Source organism: Actinomycetospora chlora (genome assembly GCF_039542135.1).
In the GTDB taxonomy this organism is placed as follows: Bacteria; Actinomycetota; Actinomycetes; order Mycobacteriales; family Pseudonocardiaceae; genus Actinomycetospora; species Actinomycetospora chlora.
Map to the genome: position 1 here is coordinate 1 of NZ_BAABHO010000035.1, position 23,486 is coordinate 23,486.

Below are 23,486 nucleotides of genomic sequence, written 5' to 3' on the forward strand. Positions count from 1 at the left end.
CCGCACGGCGTGGGGCTCGCTGCCCGGCGACCTCGCGCTGGTCGCGGTCGCGGGCGACGATCTCACCGCCGTGCGCCGCCTCGTCGAGGGCTGGGCCGGCGACGGCGAGGACGCGGTCGCGCGCCGGGCCCGCACGGTGCTGCGCGACGAGCTCGGCGCGCAGCTGCGCCCGGAGGTCTGGTCGCTGGTCGCCCGGCACCGCCGGGCCGGCCACCGCGTCGTCGTCACCGGCCACGCGCCGCGCCCCGTGCTCGCCCCCCTCGTCGAGGACCTCGGCGCCGACGAGCTGGTGGCCACCGAGGTCGCCGTCACCGACCGGGCGCTCACCGGCGAGGTCGACGGCCCGGTGCTGCTGGGCGCGGCGAAGTCCGAGGCCCTGGCGGGGGCGCTCGCGGGGGCGCCCGCGACGTTCGTCTACGCCGGCGACGGCGCGGAGGCGCTGCTCGCCGCGGGCGACCATCCGCTGCTGGTGACGTCGAGCGCCGGCGGCGACCGTGCCGACCGGCCCGTGCTCACCGTCGAGCCCCGCGGCGGCACCCTCGCCACCCCCGGCGACGTGCTGCGCACCGCCGGCTTCTACGGCGCGCTGCTGGGGGCGGCGAGCACCGCGGCGGTCGTCGGGCTCGCCCGGCGCTCGCGGCGCCAGATGGTCGACCTGACGTGCTCGGTCACCGGCGACCTCGGCCTCGCGCTGGCCGGCATCGACGTCGAGGTCCGCGGCACCGAGCACCTGTGGTCGTCGCGGCCCTGCGTGTTCGTCTTCAACCACCAGTCCAAGATCGACGTCGCCCTGCTGATGAAGCTGCTGCGTGGGGGCTTCACCGGTGTCGCGAAGGCCGAGGCGAAGCAGATCCCGCTGTGGGGCGCGATGTTCTCCCTCGCCGGCGTCGCCTTCGTCGACCGCGGCAACACCCGCCAGGCCAAGGAGGCGCTCGAGCCCGCGGTGCGCAAGCTGCGCGACGAGGGCTGGTCGCTCGCCATCGCCCCCGAGGGCACGCGCTCGCCGACCCCGCGGCTCGGGCGCTTCAAGAAGGGCGCGTTCCACATCGCCCTGCAGGCCGGCGTGCCGATGGTGCCGATCGTCATCCACGACGCCGGGCAGGTCATGTGGCGCGGGCACCAGACGCTGCGCGGCGGCACCGTGCACGTCGACGTCCTGCCGCCGATCGACACCGCCGACTGGTCGACCGAGACGATGTCCGAGCACGTCGAGGACGTCCGCAACCGGTTCGTCGCCGTCCTGGAAGGTGGCGCGTGAGCCCCGATCCCACGCCCCCGCGCACCGCGGACGGGCGCCTGCAGTGGTCCCGCTCGGAGGAGCTGACCGGCTTCGAGGCGCTGATGTGGCGGGTCGAGGCCGACCCGCGGATGCGCTCGACGGTCGTCATCGTCGAGACGCTCGACCTCGAGCCCGACTGGGACCGCTTCGTCGCGGCCACCGACTGGGCGTCGCGGGTCGTGCCGCGCTTCCGGGAGCGGATCGTCACGCCGTTCCTCGGCGCGGGCACGCCGCACTGGGCGCTCGACCCGGACTTCGACCTGCATTACCACCTGCGCCGTCTCCGCCTGCCCGAGGGCACGGGGCTGCCCGGGCTGTTCACCCTCGCCGAGCAGACGGCGATGACGCCGCTCGACCCGTCGCGCCCGCTGTGGGAGGCGACGCTGGTCGGCGGCCTGCCCGACGGCGGCGCGGCGCTGCTGTTCAAGCTCTCCCACGTCCTCTCCGACGGGATGGGGCTGGCCCAGCTGCTGGCCGGGCTGCACTCCCGCACCCGCGAGCCGATGACCGACAAGCCCCAGCCCCCGCCGCCGTCCGGCCCGCCCGCGACGTTCACCCGGGAGCTCGTGCGACAGGCGCGCAGCGACCTCGGGCTCGTCGGCGGCGCCGCCCGCGGGGCGCTCGGCGCGGCCGCGTCGCTCGTGCGGCCCGACCGTGCGGTCCGCGACGCCGTCTCCTACGTCGTCTCCGCGCGCCGCGTGCTCTCGCCGCCGCCCGCGCCGCCGCTGCCCGTGCTGTCGCACCGCAGCCCCTCGTGGCGCTTCCGCACGCTGGACGTGCCGTTCGCCGACCTGCGCGCGGCGGGCAAGTCGGTCGGCGGGTCGGTCAACGACGCCTACGTCGCGGGCCTGCTCGGGGCGTTCCGCCGGTACTCGCAGCGGCGCGGGGAGCCGCTTCCGCCCGACCGGCTCATGCCCGTGACGCTGCCGGTGTCGATCCGCCGCGAGGAGCACGAGCCCGGCGGCAACCACTTCGCGCCGGCGCGGCTGTCGGCGCCCGTGGGCATCGCCGACCCGGCGACCCGGGTGACCGAGGTGCGGCGGCGGATGAAGGCGGCGCTCGCCGAGCCGGCGCTGGAGAGCGTCGAGCTCGTCAGCGCGTGGCTCGCCCGGCTGCCCGGGACCGTCGTCGCCGGGTTCGGGGGCGGCGCGACGAAGAGCAACGACCTGCAGGCCAGCAACATCCCCGGCCTGCGCGACGACGCCTTCCTGGCCGGCGCGAAGATCCTGCGCAGCTACCCGTTCGCGCCGCTGCCCGGCTGCGCGGCGATGATCGCGATGGTGACCCACGGCGAGGTGTGCTGCGTCGCGGCCAACCTCGACGCGGCGTCGTTCACCGACCTCGAGGGGTTCGAGCAGGATCTCGCCGACGGGTTCGACGAGGTGCTGGCCCTGGGGCGGGCGTGAGGGAGCCCCTGGTGCTCCTGCACGGGGCGAGCATGTCGGCGCGCGCCTGGGACCCCGTGCGCCCGGCGCTGGAGGCCCACCACGAGGTGCTGGTGCCGACGATGGCCGGCCACCGCGGCGGCGCCGCGTGGCCGGACGGCACGCCGGTGGGCGTGGCCGGGATCGTCGACGACGTCGAGCGCGTGATGGACGCGGCCGGGATGCCGACCGCCCACCTCGTCGGCAACTCCCTCGGCGGCTGGGTCGCCCTCGAGCTCGTCCGCCGCGGCCGCGCGCGCACGGTCGTGGCGCTCTCGCCGGCCGGCGGCTGGGGCACGCGGTGGGACCTGCGCGTGCTGGTCTGGACGTTCCGGCTGGGCTCGGCGCTCGCCGGGTCCCCGACGCTGCGCGCGGCGGCCCGCCGGTCCTGGGTGCGCCGGGTGCTGCTGTCGCGCGTGCTCGAGCGCGGCGACCGGGTGCCGACCGCGGACGTGGGGGAGCTGTTCGACGACCTCGCCGGGTGCGTGGTGCTGCACGAGCTGCTCGACCGCGCCGCCGAGCACGGCGGCGTCGCCCCGTTCGACGACCTGCCGTGCCCGGTGCGCGTCGCGTGGTCCGGGCGCGACCGCCTCATCCCGTGGCGGCGCCACGGCGTCGGGTTGCGCGAGCGGCTGCCCGGCGCCGAGTTCGTCCGCCTGCCCCGCGTCGGCCACGTGCCGATGTGGGACGACCCCGACCTGGTGGTCGACGCCGTCCTCGGCGTCACCGCCGCCCACCGATCCCTGGAGACGCCTGCATGACCGGCACCGAGACCGACCTGGAGATCGACGGCACCCGCGGCCGCGTCGTCGTCCGCCGCCGGGACCCCGACGGCGCGCCGCGCCGCGTGGTGCTCGTCGCGCACGGCTACGGCGAGCACTCCGGGCGCTACGCCCACGTGCTCGACCGCCTGGCCGCCGACGGCGCCGTCGCCTACGCGCCCGACCACCTGGGCCACGGCCGCTCCGAGGGCGAGGCCGTCCTGGTGACCGACGTCGAGGACCTCGTCGACGACCTCGACCAGGTCCGCCGCACCGCGCGCGACGAGCACCCCGACCTGCCGATCGTGCTGCTCGGGCACTCCATGGGCGGGCTCATCGCCGCCCGCTACGCGCAGCGCTTCCCCGACGTCCTCGCCGGCCTCGTGCTCACCGGCCCGGTCGTCGGCGGCAGCCCGGGCATCTTCGGGCTGCTCGAGTACGACGAGATCCCCGACGTCCCCATCGACCCGGCCGTGCTCTCCCGCGACCCGGCAGTCGGCGAGGCCTACGGGAACGACCCGCTCGTCTGGCACGGGCCGTTCAAGCGCCCGACGCTCGAGGCGTTCGTCGCGGCGGTGGACGCGATCGCCAACGGGCCGGGCTTCGGCGAGCTGCCGGTGCTGTGGGTGCACGGCGAGGACGACCAGCTCGTGCCGCTGGACTCCACCCGCCCGGTGATGGACAAGCTGCGCGGCGGCGACCAGACCACCCGCATCGAGCCGGGCGCTCGCCACGAGGTGCTCAACGAGACGAACAAGGACGAGATCCTCGACGACGTCTCCGCCTTCATCGCCCGGGTCACGTAGGTGCCTGCGGCAGGTGAGCGGACCTAGCCGTCGCCGGTGAGCACCCGCCGGATCAGGTGCATCGCCAGCACGACCGAGCGCTCGCGGATGTCGCCGCGCTCGCCCGGCAGGACGGGGTCGCGGGCCAGGGTCCGGCCGTCGGACGTGCGCACGCAGAAGCAGACGTAGCCGACGGGCTTGGCCTCGGTGCCGCCGCCCGGGCCGGCGACGCCGGTGATGGCGACGGCCACGCTCGCGCCGAAGCGGGCCAGCGCGCCGTCGGCCATGGCCTCGGCGACCTGCGGTGACACCGCCCCGTGGGTCTCGATCAGCTCCCGGGGCACGCCGAGCAGGTCGGCCTTCGCGTCGTTGGAGTACGACACGACGCCGCCCGCCACGTGTCCCGACGCCCCGGCGGGGGCGGTCAGGCGCCCGGCGAGCAGGCCGCCGGTGCACGACTCGGCGGTGGCGACGACCTGGCCGTCGAGCAGGTCGAAGAGCAGCTCGTCGATCGTCTGGCCGGTGCGGGAGAACACCGCGCGCCCGTGCCGGCGGTCGATCTCCGCGACGACGGCGTCGCGCGCGGTCGCGGCGGCCGCGGAGCCGGGCGCGTGGCGCAGGTCGACCTCGAGGGTGAAGTCGCGCAGGCAGGTGGTGATCTCGAGCGGCGCGAGGTCGGTGTGCTCTCCGACGTCGCGCAGGGTCGCGGCGATCTCGGACTCGGGGACGCCGAACAGCCGCAGGTGGGTCTCGTCGTACGGGGCCGTCTGCGCCAGCACCGCCCGGACCGGCTCCGCCGCGATCGCCTCGTCCCACATCGCGCGGACCTCGCGCGGCGGGCCGGGCAGCACCAGGACCGTCGGGCCGCCGCGCTCGGGGTGCGGGGGCACGGCGAGGCCGGGCGCGGTACCGGCCGGGTGGATCGGGGTCGCGCCGCGGGGCACCATCGCCTGCTTGCGGTTGGCGACGGCCAGCGCGTCGGCGTCCCAGCGCAGGCGGTCGGCGAACTTCGCGATGATGTCGCCGACGACCTTCTCCATGCGCTCGTCGAGCTCGAGCGGTCGCCCGGTCTCGGCCGCGACGACCTCGCCGGTGAGGTCGTCGGCGGTCGGTCCGAGGCCGCCGGTCGTGACGACGAGGTCGACGCCGTCACCCGCCAGGAAGCGCAGCGCCGCCGCCATGTCCTCGCCGCGGTCGCCGACGAGCACGAGGTGGGACACCTCGACGCCGAGCTCCCCGAGGCGCTCCGCCACCCACGGTCCGTTGCGATCGGTGATGCGCCCGGTCAGCAGCTCGCTGCCCGTCGCCACGATGCCCGCCCGCACGCCACCCACGTCGGCCACGTCCACTCCCTCGTCCCGCGCCCGTCCCGGGCGCCGTCCCCGCCATCCCACCAGAGCGCACCCCGCCGGGCCGTCCGGCGGACGTCCGTCCCCGGACCGTCGGAGATCCGGCGGGGCGCCGTGGGCCACGGATGGGGTGCGTCGCGCATCGCATCTGCCCCGGTGGGTCATCGTTGAGCGAGGCGAAGGGTGCATGATGGTCCGGAGGAGTGAACTACTCATCGGTCGCTCGCCACCGGTTTGTCGCTCAGGGTGAACGAGACGACGATGGGTCCGCTGCTCCGGGGCGCCCGGCCCGGGGTCGACGGTGATCGGAAGGGGTGGTGGTGTGGCGCTGACCGCCGTCGCGTCGACCGCCCCACCCCTCGCCTCCCCGGCGGCCGGCGCCACCGAGGTCGTCGTGCTCGCGACGATGCTCGCGGTGGTCCTCGCGGTCGCCGTGGTGGTGCTCGTCGTGCAGCGGGTCCGGCGACGCCGGGACGACGCCGCGGCCGCCGAGCTCGCCGAGCGCCTGCGCCGCGACGCGCACCACGACCCGCTGACGGGGCTGCTCAACCGCGAGGGCTTCCTGCGCACGGTCACGACGGGGGCCGGGGCGATCGCCATGGTCGACCTCGCGCTGCTCGGCCAGGTCAACGACACCCTCGGGCACGCCCGCGGCGAGGTCTTCGTGCGCCTCGCCGCCGAGCGCCTGTGCTCGCTGCGGCCGGGCGCGCCCGGTGACGGCGTCCCGGTGGTCGCCCGCCTCGAGGGCGACACCTTCGCCGTGCTGCTGCCCGGTGTCGACGGGCACGACGCGCACCTCGCCGCCGAGGCGCTGCGCGAGAGCCTGCTCGCGCCCTACCTCGTCGAGGGCGTGCGCTTCGAGGCGCCGGTCGTCATCGGCGTCGCCGCCGACGGGCCCTGGCTCGCCGACGTCTCCGCCGGTCCCGACCGCACCGCCGCGCTGCTGCGCCGCGCCGACGTCGCCCTGGCCGCGACGCGCGACGGCGGCGAGCCGGTGCGCTGCTACGAGCCGAGCATGGGCGAGCGGGCGGCCCGGCGGCTGCGCCTCATCCGCGGCTTCTCGGCGGCCGTCGCCCGCCGCGACGTCCGCGTCGACTTCCAGCCGGTGGTCTCCCTCGGGACGCGGACGGTCGTCGGGGTCGAGGCGCTCGCGCGCTGGGACCACCCCGAGCTCGGCCTGCTGCTGCCCGACGAGTTCGTCCCCGTCCTCGAGGCCACCGGCCAGATCGCCGAGCTGACGACGTTCGTGCTCGACGAGTCGCTGGCCGCCGCGCGTCGCTGGCTCGACCGCGGCATGCGCCTGTCGGTGGCGGTCAACGTCTCGGTCGGCAACCTCGCCGTCGACGACTTCGCCGAGGAGGTCGCGGCCCTGCTCGCGGTCCACCGCGTGCCCGCGGAGCTGCTGACCCTCGAGCTCACCGAGTCCGGGGTGTCGTCCGAGCGCGAGGTCGCCCTGCCGGTGCTGCGGCGCCTGCACTCCCTGGGCTGCCACCTCGCGGTCGACGACTTCGGCACCGGTCAGTCCTCGCTGGCCCACCTGCGCCGGCTCCCGGTCGACCAGGTCAAGATCGACAAGAGCTTCGTGCTGGGCATGGGCACCGAGTACGGCGACGTCGCCGTCGTCCGCGCGATCGTCGACCTGGGTCATACGCTGGGCCTCACGGTGGTCGCCGAGGGCGTCGAGCAGGCGGCCGTGCGCGTCGCCCTCGCGGAGATGGGGTGCGACGTCGCGCAGGGCTACCTGGTGTCGCGCCCGCTGCCCGCACGCTGCTTCGACACCTGGCTCGAGTCCCTCGACGTGCACCCCGACGAGCCCGGCGCCGCACCCGGACCCCGGACGCTGATCGCGTGACCCGAGGCGGTACTGTGGTGGCCGCCCCCCGGGGCAGGCCCCTTTAGCTCAGTCGGCAGAGCGTCTCCATGGTAAGGAGAAGGTCTACGGTTCGATTCCGTAAAGGGGCTCTCGGTGAGCAGCCGGCGGACACTGGTCCGTCGGCTTCGTCGTGCGACGACGTGCTCACCGCGGCGGTGTAGCTCAGTCGGTAGAGCAAACGGCTCATAATCGTTGTGTCGCCGGTTCAAGTCCGGCCACCGCTACCAGCACGACGCGGGCGGCCTCGTGGCCGCCGGGAACCATCGCTCGAGAGGAACCTCCGTGGCCACCACCGACATCCGTCCGAAGATCACGCTGGCCTGCGAGGAGTGCAAGAACCGCAACTACATCACGCGGAAGAACCGGCGGAACGACCCCGATCGCCTGACGATCAAGAAGTTCTGCCCGCACTGCGGCACCCACCGCGGCCACCGCGAGACCCGCTGACGCGTGCCCCTCGACGCCTCGTTCGTGGGCCGCACCTGGCCCGCGGAGACCTACGAGGTCTCGCTGGAGAAGATCCGGGAGTTCGCGGCCGCCGTCGGCGCCGACGACCCCGTGCACCACGACCGTGAGGCCGCCCGGGCGGCGGGCCACCCCGACGTCGTCGCGCCGACGACGTTCCCGGTGGTGTTCACCTGGCCCGCCACCCGGCGCGTCGTCGACGACCCGGCGCTGGGGCTCGACTTCACGCGCGTCGTCCACCGCGACCAGTCGTTCGAGCTGGCCCGGCCCGTGCACGCCGGCGACGTCGTGACCACCGTCGTGGCCGTCGACGAGATCCGTGATCTCGCGGGCAACGACGTCGTCACCTTCCGCTGCGACGTCACCGACGCCGACGGCGCCGAGGTGCTCACCACCCGCGCGACGCTCGTCGGCCGGGCGGACCCGGCGTGAGCACGCTCGCCGACGCCGGCGAGGGCGACGCCCTCGAGCCGCGCACCGTCACGATCACCCGCGCCGACCTCGTGCGCTACGCGGGCGCCTCGGGCGACCTCAACCCGATCCACTGGAACGAGCGCACCGCGCTCGCCGCGGACCTGCCCGGCGTCATCGCCCACGGCATGTTCACGATGGCCCTCGCCGCGCGCTACGTCGCCGACCTCGCCGGCGACCCGACGGCCGTCGTCTCCTTCTCGACCCGCTTCACCCGCCCCGTCGTGGTCCCCGACGACGACGAGGGCGCGAGCGTCGAGCTCGGCGGCAAGGTCACCGCCGTCGCCGACGACGGCACCCGCACCGTCGCCCTCACCGCCACCCACGGCGGCAAGGGCGTGCTGGGCAAGGCCGTCGCCGTCGTCCGCCCCGCCTGACCTCCTCCCGCCTGCCGCCACCAGGACTACCGGCGTGCGCCGAACGCGCAGACCTCCGATGAACGAACGGCGCCTTCGCTGCTTCGGTAGTAGCGAAGGCGCCGTTCGTTCATCCAGCGGGTGCCTCAGGCGGGGACGGGGACGCCGAGGGTGGCGAGGACGGCCCGGGAGAGCGCCGCCGAGCCCAGGGCGTTCGGGTGCACCGGGTACGCCGGGGCCGTCGGCACGAGGCCCTCGATCCACCGCGTCCCGGGCGGGGTGCAGACGTCGTGCCCGACGGTCGGCGTCGCGGTGTCGACGTAGGTGGCGTCGCCGTCGTCCGCCGCGTCGGCGATCGCCTCGTTCAGGTCGGTGAGCACGCCGCGCAGGTACTCGACGTCGCCCCCGGTGTAGGGCACGACCGGGTAGCAGCCCGGTCCCTCGGCGGGCAGCACCGACGGGTAGCCGACGAGCAGGACCCGGGCGGCGGGGGCACGGCGGTGGACCTCGTCGAGGACGTCGTCGAGACGGTCGCCGAGCGCGTCGATCCGCGCCTCGAGCTCGTCGTGGCTGCCCTGGACGTAGCGGTCGCGGCACGGCGTGCCGAACGGCGTCGGGCTCACGCAGCCCTGCACGATCTCGGAGAAGCCGATGTCGTTGCCGCCGATCCCGACGGTGACGAGCTGCGTGCCGGCGCCGAGGGCGTCGTACTGCGGCGGGTTCTGCCCACCGCCCGAGACCGGCTGCGGGGCCGACAGGTCCCGGGTCCGCGCCCCGCTGCAGCTCACGTCGGTGAGCTGCGCGCCGGTGGCCCCGGCGACGAGGTGCGGGTAGTTGTTCGTCGAGCGCAGGCACCCCGGCGGCGGCCCGGCGAGCGGGCCGGTCAGCGGCGACGCCGTGTAGGAGTCGCCGAGCGCCACGTAGGACTGCCCGTCAGGCGCCGAAGCCGCCGACGCCACCGGGGTGACCAGCAGGGCCGCGAGCCCGAGCAGTGCGGTCAGGGTCAGGCGCGGGACACGGCCCACCGGCGCTCCTCGTCGTGCCGAAGGTGTACGGCAGGTCTACGGCGTGATCGTCGCGCGGATTACGTCGCCTCGGCCAGCAGGTCGGCCATGCGGGTGACGCCGGTGCGCAGGTCGTCGTCGCCGAGGGCGTAGGACAGCCGGAAGTAGCCCGGGGTCCCGAACGCCTCGCCGGGCACGACGGCCACCTCGGCGTGCTCGAGCACGAGCGCGGCGAGGTCGACGCTGGTCTGCGGGCGCTCGCCGCGGATCTCCTTGCCGAGCAGCCCGGCCACCGACGGGTAGGCGTAGAACGCGCCGCGCGGGGTCGGGCAGGTGACGCCCTCGATGCCCGAGAGCAGCTCGACGATCAGCCGGCGCCGACGGTCGAACGCCTCGCGCATCTCGGCCACCGCGTCGAGCGGGCCCGTGACCGCGGCGAGGGCGGCGCGCTGCGCGACGTTGCAGACGTTCGACGTCAGGTGCGACTGCATGTTGATCCCGGCCGCGACGACGTCCGCGGGCCCGATCATCCAGCCGACGCGCCACCCGGTCATCGCGAACGTCTTGGCGACGCCGTTGAGCACGACGCAGCGGTCGGCGACCTCGGGCACGGCCACCGGCATCGAGACGTGCTCGGCGCCGTCGTAGACGAGGTGCTCGTAGATCTCGTCGGCGATCACCCAGATGCCGTGCTCGGCGGCCCAGCGCCCGACGGCCTCGACCAGCTCGCGCGGAGCGACCGCACCGGTCGGGTTCGACGGCGAGCACCACAGCAGCGCCTTGGTGCGCGGCGTGCGCGCGGCCTCGAGGGCCTCGACGGTGGGCAGGAAGTCGGTGGTCTCGTCGGTGTCGATCTGCACCGGGTTCCCGCCGGCCATGCGCACGGCCTCGGGGTAGGTCGTCCAGTACGGCGCCGGCAGGAGCACCTCGTCCTCGGGGTCGATCAGCGTCGCGAACGCCTCGAAGACGGCCTGCTTGCCGCCGTTGGTGACCAGCACCTGCCGGGCCTCGACCTGCCACCCCGAGTCGCGGGCCGTCTTGGCCGCGACCGCGTCCCGCAGCTCGGGCAGCCCGGCGGCGGGGGAGTAGCGGTGGTTCTTCGGGTCCGAGCACGCGGCGATCGCCGCCTCGACCACCGGCTGGGGCGTCGGGAAGTCCGGCTCGCCGGCGCCGAACCCGATGACGGGGCGCCCGGCGGCCTTGAGGGCCTTGGCCTTCGCGTCGACCGCCAGCGTGGCCGACTCCGCGATCCCGCCGACGCGGGCGGAGATGCGGCGGTCGGTCGCGGACGGGGCGAGCGACGTGGACGACGACGTGACCGATGCCATGCCCCGTATTCTGGCAAACGAGCCCGGGCCGCCCGGTCGGCGGCCGTCCCCCGGCGCCGTCGCCCCCGGGTGCTTGCCGTAGCATGGTTCACCGGGCAGTTCGTCCGTCGCTCCCGCGCGCTCACCGGCGTGCTCGGGACGACGCCGGGCCACCCGGGCGGACCTCCGGGACCGCCACAGGGGCGTAGCTCAATTGGCAGAGCAGCGGTCTCCAAAACCGCAGGTTGCAGGTTCAAGTCCTGTCGCCCCTGCACCGACGCGACGGAATGCCCGCCGGCCCGGCGGGGTTGGGTGACGAGGACGGTGAGGACGGCGCAGTGAGCGAGGACAGCAGCCGGCGTCGGCGCGTGAGCGACGACGACGACGCGCGTCCGGTCACCGCCGCGGGCCGTCGACGGCGCGCCGGGGCGGCCGGCAACGGGACCGGCGGGTCGGACGACACCGCGACGGGGCGGGGCGCGACGGCCGGGAAGGCCACCGCGACGCCGACACGCGATCGCGACCGGACGCCGTCGGAGGGCTCGGTGTTCGCCCGCCTCCGGCGCTTCCTGCGCGAGGTGGTCGCCGAGCTCCGCAAGGTCCACTGGCCGACGCGGCGGCAGATCGTGGTCTACACGTTCGTCGTCCTCGTGTTCGTGGCGTTCATGGTGGCCCTGGTGGCGGCCCTGGACTGGGCGTTCGCCAAGGCCGTGTTCGCCCTCTTCGGCTGACCGTTCCGCCGAGCGGCCGGCCGGGCACCGCGCAGCGGTGCCCGCCGTGCAAAGGAAGTGAGACGAGAAGTGACCTCCGCAGGACCCGACGCAGACGACGGCACCACCCCCGACGGCGGCGAGCCCGAGCTCGTCGGCGAGGCGCGCACGCGCGGCGTCATGGTGCGCGAGGGCAGTGGCACGTACGGGGAGCTCAGCACCGAGGAGAACCCCGCCACCCTCTCGGACGGCGAGGTGGCCCGCGCCGCCCGCGAGGCGCGCGAGAACGGTGACACCGAGGTCGACGGCGCCGAGGACGAGGCCGGCGTCGACGCCGAGGCCGAGATCGCGGCCGCCCGCAGCGCCCTGGGGGCCGACGAGGACGACGCCGACCTCCCCGAGGAGTCCGCGGGCACGGCCGACATCGCCGCGCGCGGGGACACCGAGGACGACATCGTCGTCGACGAGACCCCCGCCGTCGCGGAGCCGGAGCCCGAGGAGGAGGTCGACCCGGCCCAGGCCCTCAAGGACTCCCTGCGCCTGGCGCCCGGCGACTGGTACGTCGTGCACTCGTACGCCGGCTACGAGAACAAGGTGAAGGCCAACCTCGAGACGCGCGTCCAGACCCTGGACGTCGAGGACTTCATCTTCCAGGTCGAGGTGCCCACCGAGGAGGTCACCGAGATCAAGAACGGGCAGCGCAAGCAGGTCCAGCGCAAGGTGCTGCCCGGCTACATCCTCGTGCGGATGGACCTCAACGACGCCTCGTGGAGCGCGGTGCGCAACACCCCGGGCGTCACCGGCTTCGTCGGCGCCACGTCGCGCCCGTCGCCGCTGACCCTCGACGAGGTCGTCAAGTTCCTCCTGCCGCGCCAGGAGACGCCGAAGAAGGCCAAGGGTGCCGAGAAGGCCGGCACCGAGGACCTCGGCGGCAAGCCCACGGTCGAGGTCGACTTCGAGGTCGGCGAGTCGGTCACCGTCATGGACGGCCCGTTCGCGACGCTGCCCGCCAGCATCTCCGAGGTCAACGTCGACGCCCAGAAGCTGAAGGTGCTCGTCTCCATCTTCGGCCGGGAGACCCCGGTCGAGCTCGGGTTCAACCAGGTCTCCAAGATCTAGAACCCGAGACCACCAGCAACAACGAGGAAGTCATGCCCCCGAAGAAGCGACGGCTCTCCGCGGTCGTCAAGCTGCAGATCAGCGCCGGTGCGGCGACGCCGGCGCCGCCCGTCGGCCCGGCCCTGGGTCAGCACGGCGTCAACATCATGGAGTTCTGCAAGGCCTACAACGCCGCGACCGAGTCGCAGCGCGGTCAGGTCGTGCCGGTGGAGATCTCGGTCTACGAGGACCGGTCCTTCACCTTCGAGCTCAAGACGCCGCCCGCGGCCAAGCTGCTGCTCGCCGCCGCCGGTGTGAAGTCCGGCAGCGCCACGCCGCACAGCAAGAAGGTCGGCTCGGTGACGCAGGAGCAGGTCCGCGAGATCGCGCAGACCAAGATGCAGGACCTCAACGCCAACGACCTCGACCAGGCCGCCAAGATCATCGCCGGCACCGCCCGCTCGATGGGGCTCACGGTCGCCGAGTGACCCGCCGGCCGGTGACCACCGGCCGGCGACCCGTGGGAGGGCCGCGCAGCCCTGACCACACCTGATCCACACGAAGGACAGCTCATGAAGCGCAGCAAGAAGTACCAGCAGGCCGCCGAAAAGATCGACTTTGACCACCTCTACGCGCCGCTCGAGGGCATCGAGCTGGCCAAGGAGACGTCGACGACGTCGATGGACGCCACCGTCGAGGTGGCCATGCGGCTGGGCGTCGACCCCCGCAAGGCCGACCAGATGGTCCGCGGCACGGTGAACCTGCCGCACGGCACCGGCAAGACCGCCCGCGTCATCGTGTTCGCCACCGGCGACACCGCCGCGGCCGCCGAGTCGGCCGGCGCCGACGTCGTGGGGTCCGACGACCTCATCGAGCGCATCCAGGGCGGCTGGCTGGAGTTCGACGCCGCCGTCGCCGCGCCCGACCAGATGGCCAAGGTCGGCCGCGTCGCCCGCATCCTCGGGCCCCGCGGTCTCATGCCGAACCCCAAGACCGGCACCGTCACCCCGGACGTCGCCCGCGCCGTCGGCGACATCAAGGGCGGCAAGGTGAACTTCCGCGTCGACAAGCAGGCCAACCTGCACCTGATCATCGGGAAGACGAGCTTCGACACCGAGAAGCTCGTCGAGAACTACGGCGCCGCCCTCGACGAGATCCTGCGGGCCAAGCCGGCCGCCGCGAAGGGCCGCTACGTCAAGAAGATCACGGTGACGACGACGATGGGCCCCGGCGTCCCCGTCGACCCGAACCGCACGCGCAACCTGCTCGCGGCCGAGGCCTGAGAGCCGGCCCCGGGGCACCCGCTGCGGAGGGTGCCCCGGGTCGCCACGTAGACTGCTCCGCAGATCGAACCTGAGATCCACCCGAGACCGCTGGTCTCCGCCCGGGCCCGCCCACGTGTCGAGCCCGAGTCGGACGAAGTGCCCCACGACGGGGCGGCCCGCGCAGGAGGACGAGGGTCGTGACGTCTCCCGGGCGCCTGCCGCCCGCGCTCGTCCCGACGCCCCGTGCGACTGCGCACGGGGCGTTCGTCGTTCCCCGGGCTCCCCGCGGTCTCCCGTACGCAGAGAGGAGGCGCGGATGGCTGAGCAGACGAGAGCTCCGGCTGCCGACAAGGTCGCCGCCGTCGCCGAGATCGCCGCGGAGTTCCGCGACGCCTCGGCCATGGTGGTCACCGAGTACCGCGGCCTGTCGATGAAGCAGCTCGCGACGCTGCGTCGCTCGCTGGGCTCGGACGTCACGTACACCGTCGCCAAGAACACCCTGGTCAAGCGCGCCGCCGCGGACGCCGGGGTCGAGGGCCTGGACGACCTGCTGGTCGGCCCGACGGCCATCGCCTTCGTCAGCGGGGAGCCCGTGGACGCCGCCAAGGCGCTCCGCGAGTTCCAGCGCGACAACCGGTCGCTGGTCGTCAAGGGCGGCTACATGGAGGGCCGCGCGCTCTCCGCCACCGAGGTGGAGAAGCTCGCCGACCTCGAGTCCCGCGAGGTGCTCCTCGGCAAGCTCGCCGGCGCGATGAAGGGCAACCTCACGAAGGCCGCCCAGCTGTTCAACGCCCCGGCCTCGCAGATCGCCCGCCTCGCGCAGGCGCTGCAGGACAAGCGTGCCGCCGAGGGCGAGGCGACCACCGAGGACGCCGTGGCCGCGGTCGAGGCCGCGGACGCCCAGGCCGAGGCCGGCGCCGAGAGCGCCGCCGAGGCCACCGCCGACGCCTGAGTCGGCCCCCACCCCCACACCACCCCTGATCGATAGGAGCGCCACCATGGCGAAGATGTCCACCGACGAGCTGCTCGACGCCTTCAAGGACATGACCCTGATCGAGCTCTCGGAGTTCGTGAAGAAGTTCGAGGAGACCTTCGAGGTCACCGCGGCCGCCCCGGTCGCGGCCGCCGCCCCCGCCGCCGGCGGTGCCGGTGCGGCCGCCCCGGCCGAGGAGGAGAAGGACGAGTTCAACGTCGTCCTCGAGGCCGCCGGCGACAAGAAGATCCAGGTCATCAAGGTCGTCCGCGAGGTCGTCTCGGGCCTGGGCCTCAAGGAGGCCAAGGAGCTCGTCGAGAGCGCCCCGAAGCCGATCCTCGAGGGCGTCAACAAGGAGGCCGCCGACGCGGCCAAGGCGAAGCTCGAGGAGGCCGGCGCCAAGATCAGCCTGACCTGATCCGGCGCGCGCCTGCACGCGCACCCTGCCGACGGGGCGGGGACCCTCCGGGGTCCCCGCCCCGTCGTCGTCTCCGGGGCCGGTACGCCGTTCGTGCTCTCCGTCTCACCACGTCGGAGGACGCCGGGGTGTGCTCGGGAACGGGTCTGACGGGGCCTGGTCAACGCGTTCGCCGGTGCGGCGACCGGCAGTGCGCCGTCCGCCGAACGCGTGGGGAGGACCGTCCGTCGCCACCCGCCCGGGGCAACGACGGTCGGTGTCCGGGGGACGACGACCCGGCGGATGCCCTCGTTGCCCGGCGAGTAACCTGCGTCATCACTCCGTCGTTGTAGACGTGACGCCCCTCTCGCGGGGTGCCGGCTCAATGGCGTCGGTAACAACAGGGCGTGCATGTGCGTCGACACCACGACTCGGGGAGGACTCCATGGCTGGCGTCGAGGTCGGCATCAAGAACCTCTCGAAGTCGTTCGGCAGCGCCAACATCTGGTCGGACGTCACGCTGACGCTGCCCGCCGGCGAGGTCAGTGTCCTGCTCGGCCCGTCGGGTACGGGTAAGTCGGTGCTCCTCAAGTCGATCATCGGCCTGCTGAAGCCCGAGAAGGGCTCGATCTTCATCCACGACACCGACCTGGTGCGGTGCTCGGAGTCGAAGCTCTACGAGATCCGCAAGCTGTTCGGCGTCCTCTTCCAGGACGGCGCGCTGTTCGGGTCGATGAACCTGTTCGACAACATCGCGTTCCCCCTGCGCGAGCACACCCGCAAGGGCGAGTCCGAGATCTCCGACATCGTCATGGAGAAGCTCGAGCTCGTCGGTCTCGGCGGCGCGGAGGACAAGCTCCCCGGCGAGATCTCCGGCGGGATGAAGAAGCGCGCCGGGCTGGCCCGCGCGCTGGTGCTCGACCCCGAGATCATCCTGGTCGACGAGCCGGACTCCGGCCTGGACCCGGTGCGCACCGCGTACCTCAACCAGCTCATCGTCGACCTCAACACCCAGCTGGACGCGACGATCCTGATCGTCACCCACCACCTCGGCACCGCACGATCGCTGCCGGACAACATCGGGATGCTGTTCCGCAAGAACCTGGTGATGTTCGGCCCCCGCGAGGTCCTGCTGACCTCCGAGGAGCCCGTGGTCCAGCAGTTCCTCCAGGGCCGGCGCATCGGCCCGATCGGCATGTCCGAGGAGAAGGACTCGGCCCAGATGGAGGCCGAGATGGAGGAGCTGAAGAAGAAGGGCGGCTCGGCGGAGTCCGAGGAGTCCTTCATCGACCCCCAGCTCGACCCCACGGAGGGACTGGGCGAGCGCAAGGCGGTGCAGCGGCGCAAGGACCGCGTCATGCAGGTCCTGCACACGCTCCCCGAGAAGGCGCAGACCGCCATCCTCGAGTCGCTGACCGAGGAGGACATGGAGCGGTACGGCATCTCGAAAGACCAGGACCGCACCGAGCTCATCGAGATCACCTACAACAACCCGCCCGAGGACGCCGACCCCTTCGGCTACAAGGCCATGCAGGAGGCCGAGGACAACTCGATGGTCGAGGAGTCCCCGGCCGGCGAGGGCGAGGGCGAGGGTGACAAGGCCGGCTCGGGCGACCCGGACGCCGACGCCGACGCGCGCCGGGCCCCGCCCGCGCCGCCGGAGTCGGACGAGCCGCTGGTGGGCGTGCCGGCCGACGAGGACGCCGGCGGCACCGTCGTGCTGCCCCAGGCCGGTGAGCACACGAAGAGCGAGGACGAGAAGTCCGACGAGGCCGGCAACGCGCCCGAGGACCAGCAGCAGTCCGACGACTCCGACGAGCAGCAGTCCGACGAGCAGCAGTCCGACGAGCAGCAGTCGGGCGAGCAGCAGTCCGACGAGCAGGACCAGCAGTACCACGAGGACGACGCCAAGACCGAGCAGATCCCGACCGGTCGGGGCGACTCGGAGCAGGGCGGCCAGCAGCAGGACCAGGACCAGCAGGGTCAGGGCGGCCAGCAGGCCGCGGCGGCCGGGGCTGCGGGTGCCGCGGGCGCGGCGGCGGCCTCGGGCGGGTCGGACGACCAGCCCACGGGCCGGCACCACTGGCGCGACGAGCAGTACGCCGAGCAGGGCGCCATCGGCGCCGGCGGCATCGTCCCGATGGAGCGCCGCTCCGAGCGCGAGGGCGGCGACGAGGACCGCACCCAGCAGTACGGCCAGCAGTACGGCGGCCAGCAGCAGGGTCAGCAGCGCACCGGCCGCGAGGCCGAGCGCTCGGGCTGGGCCCAGCCGACGCCCGGACAGGACGCGGTCCCCGACCCGTCGGGCGAGCGTGCCGCCGACGACGCCGGCCAGGGCGGTCCCGGTGACCAGCGGCAGGCGCCGCCGGCCGGTGACGGCTCGGGTCGCCCGCAGGGCGACGGGCCCGGCCACGGACAGCAGGACGTGCCTCGCGGCCGCGAGGACGACGACGACGGACTCATCGGGGGCCTGCGCCGCATGTTCCGCCGGAGCGGCTCGTGAGCAACCGCCTCGCCGCGGGCAACTTCCCCGGCGCCGGAGCGCTCTCGTCCACGGGCAAGCTCTTCGCCCTGGGACTCGACGTGGTCGTCGGGATCTTCCAGCGGCCGTTCCAGACGCGCGAGTTCATCGACCAGTGCTGGTTCATCTCGCGGGTCTGCATCCTCCCCGCGGCGCTGGTGTCGATCTCGTTCGGCTCGGTCATCTCGCTGCAGCTCGGGTCGCTGATCCGGCAGTTCGGCGCCCAGTCGTTCTCCGGCGCGGCGAGCACGCTGGCCGTCATCCAGCAGGCCGCGCCCGTCATCTGCGCGCTGCTGGTGGCCGGGGCCGGCGGGTCGGCGATCTGCGCCGACCTCGGCGCCCGCACCATCCGCGAGGAGATCGACGCCATGGAGGTCCTCGGCGTCAACCCGATCCAGCGCCTGGTGGTGCCCCGCGTGCTGGCGTCGATCCTGGTGTCGGCGCTCCTCTTCGGTCTCGTGTCGATCGTCGGTGTCGCCGGCGGTTACTACTTCAACGTCGTGCTGCAGGGCGTCACCCCGGGCGCCTACGTGCAGGGCTTCTCGGCGCTGTCGAAGCCGACCGACCTCGTGGTCGGGTTCATCAAGGCCGCGCTGTTCGGGCTCGCGGCGGGCATCGTCGCCGCCTACCGCGGGCTCAACCCCTCCGGCGGCCCCAAGGGCGTCGGCGACGCGGTCAACCAGGCCGTCGTCATCACGTTCATCCTGCTGTTCGCGATCAACGTGATCGTGACGGCCGTGTACCTGAACCTCGTTCCCCCGAGCAAGTTCTGACCCTCCCCGTCCTCACCCCGTTCCCCACGCAGTCCCACGTTCTGACCGCCGCTCCCCAGGCCAGGATTACATGACGATCACTTCACGGGTGCGCAGCGCCGCGAGCGCGCCGCTGGGTGTCCTCGACACCCTCGGCGACCAGGCGTCCTTCTACACGCGCACGATCGGCTGGATACCGAAGTCGGTCACGCGGTACCGGCGTGAGGTCCTGCGCCTGCTCACGGAGGTCGCGTTCGGCTCGGGCGCGCTCGCGCTCATCGGCGGCACGGTCGTCATCGTCGCCACGCTGACGTTCTTCACCGGGTCGGTCGTCGGTCTGCAGGGCTACTCGGCCCTGAACCAGATCGGGACCTCGGCGTTCTCCGGCTTCGTCACCGCCTACTTCAACACCCGCGAGGTGGCGCCGCTGGTGTCGGCGCTGGCGCTCTCCGCGACGGTCGGCGCCGGCTTCACCGCCCAGCTCGGCGCCCAGCGGGTGTCGGAGGAGATCGACGCGCTCGAGGTCATGGCGGTGCCCTCGCTGCCGTTCCTCGTGACCACCCGCGTCGTCGCCGGCTTCATCGCCGTCATCCCGCTCTACGTCATCGGCCTGGTCAGCTCGTACCTGGCCTCGCGGCTGCTGGTCACGAACTTCTACACACAGTCGCCGGGCACCTACGACCACTACTTCAACCTGTTCCTGCCGCCGCAGGACGTCATGTACTCGTTCCTCAAAGTGCTGATCTTCGCGTTCGCGATCATCCTCGTGCACTGCTTCTACGGCTACAACGCCAGCGGCGGCCCCGCCGGCGTGGGCGTCGCGGTCGGCAACGCGGTGCGGAACGCGATCGTGATCTTCACCGTCCTGGACAACCTGCTGACGCTGGCCATCTGGGGCACGACGACCTCGATCAGGATCGCCGGATGACCGCCACCCAGGACATGGAGCGCGAGGAGTACGCGCCGCCGGTCAAGGACAAGCGGCCGCCGCTGAGCCCGCTGCGCCGCCGGCTGATGGGCCTCGCGCTGGTCGCCCTCATGGTCTTCATCGTCGCGTTCTGCCTGGCGCTGTTCAACAAGGCGTTCAAGCCCACCGACACCGTCTACCTCAAGACGACCACCGTGGGGAATCAGCTCTCCAAGCAGGGCGACGTCAAGGTCCGCGGCGTCATCGTCGGCGAGATCACCTCGGTCGACAGCGACGGCACGGGCGCGACCGTCGAGCTGGCCATGGACCCCGACTTCCTGCCGACGATCCCGAGCAACACCACGGCGATGCTCATCCCGAAGACGCTCTTCGGCGAGCGCTACGTGTCGCTGTCGATCCCACCGAACGCGAGCTCGCGCCCGCTGCAGGAGGGCGACACGATCTCGCAGGACCGCTCGCAGAACGCCACCGAGACCGAGCAGGTGCTGAACAACCTGCTGCCGGTGCTGACCGCGGTGCAGCCGCAGAAGCTCTCGGACACCCTCGGCGCCGTCTCGCAGGCGCTCTCCGGCCGCGGCGAGCAGCTCGGCAACACCCTCGTGCTGCTCAACCAGTACGTCGAGGGGATCATCCCGGCGCTGCCGGACCTGCAGGCCAACCTGCGGGCCCTGGCCCCGACGGCGGACATCTACAACGCCGCGTCGCCGGACCTCATCACCGCCCTCGACAACCTGGTGACGACGAGCCGCACGCTCGTGGAGCAACGGGCGGCGTTCGAGTCGACGTTCCGGACGGTGACGTCGGCGGCGGACACCACCACGGCGTTCCTGGCCGCGAACCGGGACAACATCATCGAGCTGGCCGCGACGGCCCGCCCGACCCTCGAGCTCCTGGCGCGCTACAGCTCGGAGTTCCCGTGCCTGTTCCGCCAGCTGACGGACGTCACGCCGAAGATCAACAACGTGCTGAGTCCGACGACGGGTGTCCAGATCGAGGCCGAGCTGACGATCGACAACGGCAAGTACGTCCCGGGTGACCAGCCGATCTACGGCGACACCCGCGGGCCGCGTTGTTACACGATCATCGGGCAGGCGCCGCAGTTCCCGCCGGGCGGCCCGATCATCGACGGCTCCACCCCGCCGGATCCGTCCCGCGGCACCCAGGACGCCTACGCGGGCGGCCAGGCCGGTCAGATCGACGGCGAGTCGAACACCGGCAACGAGGCCGCAACCACCCGGACCGGCGCGCGCAGCACCGCCGACCGGACCGGCGGCGGGCAGACGGAGGGCCAGGCGGCCCCCGGCCGCGTGGACGGCGCCAACATCGGGCTGCCGAACACCCCCAACTCACCCGAGGAGCAGCGCCTGGTGACCGAGGTGACGGCCATGCAGATGGGGGTCACCCCGGCGCAGGTGCCGACCTTCGCGCCCTACCTCACCGCGGCGACGCTGCGCGGGGCGCCGGCGGTGGTCCGGTGAGCGTCAAGTCCCAGCTGATCAAGCTGGCCATCTTCACGATCGTGACGGTGCTGTCGGTGGCGGTGCTGCTCACCGCCATCCAGAACTCCTACTTCGGCAGCACCGAGGACTACAAGGCGCGGTTCACCGACGCCTCCGGCCTCATCGCGGGCAGCGACGTCCGCATCGCCGGGGTGCGGGTCGGCCAGGTCACCGAGGTCCAGCTCGTCGACCGCGACACCGCCGAGGTGACGTTCAAGGTCGACGAGAGCCGGCGGCTGCCGGTCGGATCGATCTTCGCGATCAAGTACCAGAACCTGGTCGGCCAGCGGTACCTCGAGATCTCGCGGGGCAACGGGCCGATGAACGCGGTGCTGCGGCCCGGCGCGACGATCCCGCAGAGCCAGACGCGGCCGCCGCTGAACCTCACGGTCGTGTTCAACGGCTTCAAACCGCTGTTCCAGGCCCTGAGCCCGAACGACATCAACCAGCTGTCGTTCGAGATCATCCAGGTGCTCCAGGGCGAGGGCGGCACGGTGAACTCCCTGCTCGCCCGCACCGCGTCGCTGACGTCGACCATCGCCGACCGCGACGCCGTGATCGGTTCGCTGATCAACAACCTGAACCTGGTGCTCGACACCGTCAACGCCCGGGACGACCGGCTCTCGGGGCTGATCGTGTCGTTGCAGCAGCTGGTCAGCGGCCTCGCCGCCGATCGCGTGGCCATCGGTTCGACACTCCAGCCGATCGCCGACCTGACCACCACCACCGCCGGCCTGCTCGCCGACGCCCGCCCGCCGCTCGCGGACGACATCGTCCGGCTGGGCCAGCTCTCGGCGAACCTCAACGACAACCGGGGCCTCGTGGAGAACTTCCTGCGACTCACGCCGCAGAAGGCGAACAACTTCGGCCGGGCCGGCAGCTACGGCTCCTGGTTCAACTTCTACCTCTGCCGAGCGGGCGGGACCCTGAGCTTCTCCCCGCTGCCGATCCCGGACCAGACCTTCGAGCTGCCGATCCCCGGAGGGGGGTACCGGTGCAGCGGATGAAGCCGTTCCGGAAACGGAACCCCCTCCCCATCGGCGCGGCGAGCATCGCCATCATCCTGCTGCTCGTCGCGGCGTCGCTGAACATCAAGGACCTGCCCCTCATCGGGCAGGGCCCGACGTACACGGCGCACTTCAGCGAGTCCGCCGGGGTGCTCCCCGACGACGACGTCCGCATCGCGGGCATCCGGATCGGGACGGTCACCGACCTCACGCTCGAGGGCAACGACGTCGTCGTCTCGTTCAAGGCCCCGGACGCCTGGATCGGTGACCGGACCTCGGCCTCGATCGAGATCAAGACGGTGCTCGGCCAGAAGTACATCGAGCTGGAGCCGGCCGGGGACAAGCCGCTCGACCCGGACCAGGCGATCCCGCGGGAGCGCACCCGGGCGCCGTTCGACGTCATCCAGGCGTTCTCGCAGCTCTCGACGACGGTCGAGGACCTCAACACCGACCAGCTCGCCCAGAGCCTCGGTGTCCTCTCCGCGACCCTCGACGGCGCCGCCGGACCGGTCCGGGGCGCGCTCGACGGCCTGAGCCGGCTCTCGCGCACGATCTCCTCGCGCGACCAGGAGCTCGCCCGCCTGCTGGCCAACACCCGGGCCACCACCCAGGTGCTCGCCGACCGCGACGCCGAGGTCGAGCGCCTGATCAACGACGGCAACCTGCTGCTCGGCGAGCTCCGCGCCCGCAAGGCCGCGATCGACAACCTGCTGAACGGCACGATCGCGCTGTCCCAGCAGCTCTCCGGCCTGGTCCGCGACAACGAGGCGACCCTCGGCCCGACGCTCGCCCAGCTCAACGGCGTGCTCTCGGTCCTCGAGGAGAACTCGGCGAACCTGGAGAACGGGCTGCGGCTGCTGGCGCCGTTCGTGCGGGTGTTCGCCAACGTCGTCGGCAACGGCCGGTGGTTCGACGCCTACATCTGCAACCTCGACCCGCCGATCGACCCGGGCTGCGAACCGGGTTCGGCCGGCCCCGGTGCCGGCGGTCTCGACCTCACCAGCCTGATCAACCCGGCGCTGCTCACACAGAGCCTGCAGAACGCGCTGGCCCAGCTCGGTGCGGGCGGGCTCCCGGCCACGCCGGCCGCGCTGGCCCAGGCGGTGGCCGGTCTCAGCCCGGCGCAGCTCACGCAGTTGACGACGCTGCTCGGGGGCGGTGGCCCGCCCAACGGGCTCACGCCGCAGCAGCTCCAGATCCTCTTCCCGAACGGGGTGCCGAACCTGAACGCGTTGACCACGGCGCTCGCCGGCGCAGGGGGC

Annotated in this window: 21 protein-coding genes, 3 tRNA genes and 2 pseudogenes; 23 read left to right on the forward strand and 3 right to left on the reverse strand. The window is 73.1% G+C overall.

Going from position 1 to position 23,486, the window contains the following annotated elements; all coding sequences use genetic code 11:
• From ABD994_RS20230 to ABD994_RS20245, 4 genes are all read left to right on the forward strand, one after another.
• On the forward strand, nucleotides 1-1,258 hold a 1,258-nt coding region (locus tag ABD994_RS20230), incomplete at its 5' end, for a 1-acylglycerol-3-phosphate O-acyltransferase (protein WP_345419161.1).
• A complete protein-coding gene (locus ABD994_RS20235; RefSeq protein ID WP_345419164.1) occupies nucleotides 1,255-2,685 on the forward strand; it encodes a wax ester/triacylglycerol synthase domain-containing protein in 1,431 nt (476 codons plus the stop codon). The genes ABD994_RS20230 and ABD994_RS20235, both read left to right, overlap by 4 nt.
• A gap of 11 nt (nucleotides 2,686-2,696) precedes the next feature.
• Entirely contained in the window at nucleotides 2,697-3,464 is a 768-nt protein-coding gene (locus ABD994_RS20240) for an alpha/beta fold hydrolase (protein WP_345419166.1), read from the forward strand.
• Nucleotides 3,461-4,270 carry an alpha/beta hydrolase gene (locus ABD994_RS20245; protein ID WP_345419168.1) on the forward strand — a complete coding sequence of 270 codons (810 nt, stop codon included), beginning with the start codon at nucleotides 3,461-3,463 and terminating at the stop codon, nucleotides 4,268-4,270. Before ABD994_RS20240 ends, ABD994_RS20245 begins: the two co-directional genes overlap by 4 nt.
• A gap of 23 nt (nucleotides 4,271-4,293) precedes the next feature.
• Here ABD994_RS20245 and ABD994_RS20250 read toward each other — a convergent pair whose 3' ends face one another.
• Entirely contained in the window at nucleotides 4,294-5,592 is a 1,299-nt protein-coding gene (locus ABD994_RS20250) for a competence/damage-inducible protein A (RefSeq protein WP_345419170.1), read from the reverse strand.
• A 328-nt stretch (nucleotides 5,593-5,920) separates the two neighbouring features.
• Between ABD994_RS20250 and ABD994_RS20255 the strand changes: the two genes are divergently transcribed.
• The 6 genes from ABD994_RS20255 (at nucleotide 5,921) to ABD994_RS20280 (ending at nucleotide 8,784) form a co-directional block, all read left to right on the forward strand.
• Nucleotides 5,921-7,450 carry a putative bifunctional diguanylate cyclase/phosphodiesterase gene (locus ABD994_RS20255; protein WP_345419172.1) on the forward strand — a complete coding sequence of 510 codons (1,530 nt, stop codon included), beginning with the start codon at nucleotides 5,921-5,923 and terminating at the stop codon, nucleotides 7,448-7,450.
• Nucleotides 7,451-7,487: 37 nt separating this feature from the next.
• Nucleotides 7,488-7,560 (forward strand) — tRNA-Thr (locus ABD994_RS20260).
• A 62-nt stretch (nucleotides 7,561-7,622) separates the two neighbouring features.
• A tRNA-Met gene (locus ABD994_RS20265) sits at nucleotides 7,623-7,698 on the forward strand.
• Nucleotides 7,699-7,753: 55 nt separating this feature from the next.
• Nucleotides 7,754-7,918, forward strand: coding sequence for a 50S ribosomal protein L33 (gene rpmG / locus ABD994_RS20270; RefSeq protein ID WP_116708438.1), 165 nt, complete (start codon nucleotides 7,754-7,756; stop codon nucleotides 7,916-7,918).
• A 3-nt stretch (nucleotides 7,919-7,921) separates the two neighbouring features.
• A complete protein-coding gene (locus ABD994_RS20275) occupies nucleotides 7,922-8,368 on the forward strand; it encodes an FAS1-like dehydratase domain-containing protein (RefSeq protein WP_345419174.1) in 447 nt (148 codons plus the stop codon).
• Entirely contained in the window at nucleotides 8,365-8,784 is a 420-nt protein-coding gene (locus ABD994_RS20280) for a MaoC/PaaZ C-terminal domain-containing protein (protein WP_345419176.1), read from the forward strand. The genes ABD994_RS20275 and ABD994_RS20280 overlap by 4 nt, the downstream gene beginning before the upstream one ends.
• Nucleotides 8,785-8,909: 125 nt before the next feature.
• Here the strand turns inward: ABD994_RS20280 and ABD994_RS20285 are convergent, their stop codons facing one another.
• Both ABD994_RS20285 and ABD994_RS20290 read right to left on the reverse strand, forming a co-directional pair.
• Entirely contained in the window at nucleotides 8,910-9,788 is an 879-nt protein-coding gene (locus ABD994_RS20285) for an SGNH/GDSL hydrolase family protein (RefSeq protein ID WP_345419178.1), read from the reverse strand.
• Between the two features lie 59 nt (nucleotides 9,789-9,847).
• Nucleotides 9,848-11,095: a pyridoxal phosphate-dependent aminotransferase gene (locus tag ABD994_RS20290; RefSeq protein WP_345419180.1), complete on the reverse strand. Its 1,248-nt coding sequence runs from the start codon at nucleotides 11,093-11,095 to the stop codon at nucleotides 9,848-9,850.
• Between the two features lie 178 nt (nucleotides 11,096-11,273).
• Here ABD994_RS20290 and ABD994_RS20295 point away from each other — a divergent pair.
• The 13 genes and pseudogenes from ABD994_RS20295 to ABD994_RS20355 form a co-directional block, all read left to right on the forward strand.
• Nucleotides 11,274-11,346, forward strand: a tRNA-Trp gene (locus tag ABD994_RS20295).
• 66 nt (nucleotides 11,347-11,412) lie between these two features.
• The gene (gene secE / locus ABD994_RS20300) at nucleotides 11,413-11,805 is read left to right on the forward strand and encodes a preprotein translocase subunit SecE (RefSeq protein ID WP_345419182.1); all 393 of its coding nucleotides are present in this window, start codon (nucleotides 11,413-11,415) and stop codon (nucleotides 11,803-11,805) included.
• A gap of 159 nt (nucleotides 11,806-11,964) precedes the next feature.
• Nucleotides 11,965-12,903 carry a transcription termination/antitermination protein NusG gene (gene nusG, locus ABD994_RS20305; protein ID WP_425550093.1) on the forward strand — a complete coding sequence of 313 codons (939 nt, stop codon included), beginning with the start codon at nucleotides 11,965-11,967 and terminating at the stop codon, nucleotides 12,901-12,903.
• Between the two features lie 32 nt (nucleotides 12,904-12,935).
• Nucleotides 12,936-13,370 (forward strand): 50S ribosomal protein L11, encoded by a 435-nt coding sequence (rplK, locus tag ABD994_RS20310; protein WP_345419186.1) that lies wholly within the window; start codon nucleotides 12,936-12,938, stop codon nucleotides 13,368-13,370.
• Nucleotides 13,371-13,454: 84 nt separating this feature from the next.
• Nucleotides 13,455-14,165 carry a 50S ribosomal protein L1 gene (gene rplA, locus ABD994_RS20315; protein ID WP_345419188.1) on the forward strand — a complete coding sequence of 237 codons (711 nt, stop codon included), beginning with the start codon at nucleotides 13,455-13,457 and terminating at the stop codon, nucleotides 14,163-14,165.
• 298 nt (nucleotides 14,166-14,463) lie between these two features.
• A complete protein-coding gene (gene rplJ, locus ABD994_RS20320; protein ID WP_345419190.1) occupies nucleotides 14,464-15,099 on the forward strand; it encodes a 50S ribosomal protein L10 in 636 nt (211 codons plus the stop codon).
• A gap of 46 nt (nucleotides 15,100-15,145) precedes the next feature.
• Nucleotides 15,146-15,538 (forward strand): 50S ribosomal protein L7/L12, encoded by a 393-nt coding sequence (rplL, locus tag ABD994_RS20325; RefSeq protein ID WP_345419192.1) that lies wholly within the window; start codon nucleotides 15,146-15,148, stop codon nucleotides 15,536-15,538.
• A gap of 424 nt (nucleotides 15,539-15,962) precedes the next feature.
• Nucleotides 15,963-16,970 (forward strand): annotated as a pseudogene (locus tag ABD994_RS20330) (ABC transporter ATP-binding protein); the annotation flags it as partial.
• A 1,046-nt stretch (nucleotides 16,971-18,016) separates the two neighbouring features.
• Entirely contained in the window at nucleotides 18,017-18,811 is a 795-nt protein-coding gene (locus ABD994_RS20335; protein WP_345419195.1) for an MlaE family ABC transporter permease, read from the forward strand.
• A 70-nt stretch (nucleotides 18,812-18,881) separates the two neighbouring features.
• Entirely contained in the window at nucleotides 18,882-19,718 is an 837-nt protein-coding gene (locus tag ABD994_RS20340) for an MlaE family ABC transporter permease (RefSeq protein ID WP_345419198.1), read from the forward strand.
• Entirely contained in the window at nucleotides 19,715-21,196 is a 1,482-nt protein-coding gene (locus tag ABD994_RS20345; RefSeq protein ID WP_345419202.1) for an MCE family protein, read from the forward strand. Before ABD994_RS20340 ends, ABD994_RS20345 begins: the two co-directional genes overlap by 4 nt.
• Nucleotides 21,193-22,224 carry an MCE family protein gene (locus tag ABD994_RS20350; RefSeq protein WP_345419205.1) on the forward strand — a complete coding sequence of 344 codons (1,032 nt, stop codon included), beginning with the start codon at nucleotides 21,193-21,195 and terminating at the stop codon, nucleotides 22,222-22,224. The genes ABD994_RS20345 and ABD994_RS20350 overlap by 4 nt, the downstream gene beginning before the upstream one ends.
• Nucleotides 22,221-23,180 (forward strand): annotated as a pseudogene (locus ABD994_RS20355) (MCE family protein); the annotation flags it as partial. The gene ABD994_RS20350 and the pseudogene ABD994_RS20355, both read left to right, overlap by 4 nt.
• Between the last annotated feature and the right edge of the window lie 306 nt (nucleotides 23,181-23,486).